Genomic DNA, 2,495 nt, shown 5'->3' with positions numbered 1-2,495 from the left:
AGATGAGGCCGCCGATGACCGGCGAAGACCGCGCGCTGGGGCTGGTCGATTTCTCCATCTTCCCGCACCTGGACTATCCCGGCTTCGATGAAAACACCATGGCATGCGCCGAGCGGTGGGCGGCCACGATTGGCGTCCCCGCCTATGCCATCGACGACCAGACCGCCATCCAGGTCGTCGATGGCACGGCCACGGTCGTCAGCGAAGGAAACTGGCGCTACTTTGGGGGTTGAGCTTCGCCAGGTACCGCGCAGCCTCCGCCAAGCCGCGCACCTTTTGCGCATCCAGCGTCGACGCACGGTCCCCACCGCACACCGCGCTGCGGAACCCGGCGAAGTCGGGCGCCAGTTCACGCAATGCCGGCAGATCCGGCAACAGCAAGGCACCGGCCAGCCCGGCCAGCTTGCCGGCCTCGCGCACCGTCGCCACGAAGCGCTGCAACTCCGTTGCGCCCACGCACGCAAAGATGCTCCCGGCCCGCTTGTCCGCCGTGTCCGCCATCACCGCCGGGAACCCCAGCCGGCAAGCTCGCGCAATCAGCCCGGTGTCAAGCCCCGCATCCGCAATGAACACCGGCACCACCGCATGCCGACTTTCCGCCAGCATGTCGAGCACCTCTGCAGCATCCGGTGAGCGCTCAATGCCAACCTTGACGTAGTCGACCCCGCAAGCCCCCACCGCTTCCACACGCGCTTCGATGAGATCGAGCTGATCCATCCCCACATCCCCAATCGTCGCGCTGATCGGCAACGCAATTCCCCGTTCCCGCAACCCCCGCACGACCGCCCGGATCGTCGCCACCGGCAGCCCCCCCAGCGCGCCCTCGCGCGGCTCCTTCAGGTCGATGAAATCCACCCCGCCTTCCGCCGCCAGCAAGGCCTCGTCCAGATCCCGCACGCTCACCAGCAGCCGCATGCGCGTCATCACCGCGCCTCCTTCTTCGCATCACCCGCCCGATGCCGCACCACCGCCTCCCGCAACCACCCCCAGGCCTCGCGCTCCCCGTCCCCCGCCGTCTTGTCGATCGCAATCTGCAGGTACGCCATCTCCGCATCGATCTTCTCCGCCGCCAGCATGTGCAGCCGGCTCACCAGCACCGCCCCTTCGATCACCGCCGCCTGCGCGCGGTTGAATCCGATGAACGGCCCATGCGCCACCTCATGCACTCGCGCCATCCGCAGCACCGGCCGCTGCACGTCGTCGCGCCTTTCGGCCAGCGCCAGCTCCACATGCCCCAGCGCATTCGCCAGCCGCCGGCCTTCGATCTTCTCGGCYGCCACCAGCGGCCACAGCTTGCGCCCCGTCACGCAACCGGCGAACACACGCGTGTCGGTCAGCAGGTTCAGCACCGCATGGCCGGTCGCGACGATGTTGTCGTGCGTGGCCGACGGCTTGAACGGCATCAGCACCACGTGCTCGCCCTGGTAGCGCACGCCCATCGGCGCCACATGCGGCACGCCGTCGGCCGACAGCGTGGTCACCACCGTTTCGTAGATGACGTCGTTCATTCTTTCGTGTTCCTCGCCTGGCCGGTGGTCATCGTGGTCCCCGGTGCACACCAGCTGTTCAGATCCTGCGCCCGCGTCTCCACCGCCACGCCCCAGTCGAGCGGCTGGTCCTGCACGTAGCGCTTGCCCAGCTTCCACGCGATCTCGGCATGCGCCAGCTCCACGCCCATGTAGAACGCGTGCGCCGCATCGTGCTCCAGCTTCAGCTGCGGCCACAGCTCGAAGGCGCCTTGCCCGAGCCGCAGGCCGTCGCGGTTGTAGACATGCAGCCCGAGCGGCGAGACCTGCACGCGGAAGTTCGGGTCGCGCACCTGCGCCGCGGTCTCGGCGATCTCCTGCGGCGTGTCGGGGAACGGGTGCTTGGCATGCACCGTCATCAGCGCATCGCTGATGCCCTTGGGCAGGCGGCCGTGGCTGGCCGCGGCATGCATGATGCGGCGCGCCCAGTCGGCCTCGCGCACCGCGCGGCGCGCATGCGGGCTCACCTGCGTGGTCAGCACCGCGGCCACGTTCAGCTCGGCGGCGATGCCGAACAGCAGCGCGTTGATGCCGCTGGTGTCGGCCTCGGTCAGCTCGGTCACGTTGCCGATGCCCAGCATGATCGGCGCGTCCGGAAAGCGCTCGCGCAGCCGGTGGTAGCGCACGATCGACGCGGTCAGCCCGAACGGGATCGGGTCGAGGATCGAATCGGCGATGTACGGCTTGCCCATGCGCTGCATCTGCTCGACGGCCGCATGCAGCGAGGCCTCGTCGGCCGGCGTGCGCGGGATCAGCACCGGCACCGCCTCCACCTCGCCGGCCACCCACAGCGTGTCGAGCGTCAGGCTCAGCAGGTAGTCGGCACCGGCCCGGCCGCCGCGCAGCAGTTCCTGCGCATCGTTCGAATCGACGCTCACCAGGAAGCCCTCGGCCTTCAGCGCCTGCACGCTGTCGGCCAGGTGGTCGAAGCGCGTCGCCGGCAGGCTGCCGAGGTCGATCACGTCGGCG

The 2,495-nt window shown here is 69.1% G+C and carries 4 protein-coding genes; 1 reads left to right on the top strand and 3 read right to left on the bottom strand.

The window, feature by feature from the left end; translation table 11 throughout:
- Positions 1 to 233 (top strand): Type 1 glutamine amidotransferase-like domain-containing protein (locus AC1D15_RS26725; protein ID WP_477828382.1); only part of this gene is annotated, 233 nt, incomplete at its 5' end.
- Here AC1D15_RS26725 and AC1D15_RS26720 read toward each other — a convergent pair.
- The 3 genes from AC1D15_RS26720 to AC1D15_RS26710 all read right to left on the bottom strand — a co-directional run.
- Complete coding sequence (locus AC1D15_RS26720; protein WP_477828381.1) at positions 199 to 924, bottom strand: (5-formylfuran-3-yl)methyl phosphate synthase; 726 nt, start codon at positions 922 to 924, stop codon at positions 199 to 201. The genes AC1D15_RS26725 and AC1D15_RS26720 overlap by 35 nt on opposite strands.
- Entirely contained in the window at positions 924 to 1,508 is a 585-nt protein-coding gene (locus tag AC1D15_RS26715; RefSeq protein ID WP_477828380.1) for a DUF447 domain-containing protein, read from the bottom strand. The genes AC1D15_RS26720 and AC1D15_RS26715 overlap by 1 nt, the downstream gene beginning before the upstream one ends.
- Positions 1,505 to 2,495: DUF6513 domain-containing protein (locus AC1D15_RS26710; protein WP_477828379.1), on the bottom strand; the 991-nt coding region annotated here is incomplete at its 5' end. The genes AC1D15_RS26715 and AC1D15_RS26710, both read right to left, overlap by 4 nt.

The sequence above is a fragment of the Rhizobacter sp. P2_H2 genome (genome assembly GCF_056403375.1).
The sequence above is the reverse complement of the archived record's forward strand: the minus strand, read 5'-3'. Positions and strand labels throughout refer to the sequence as shown.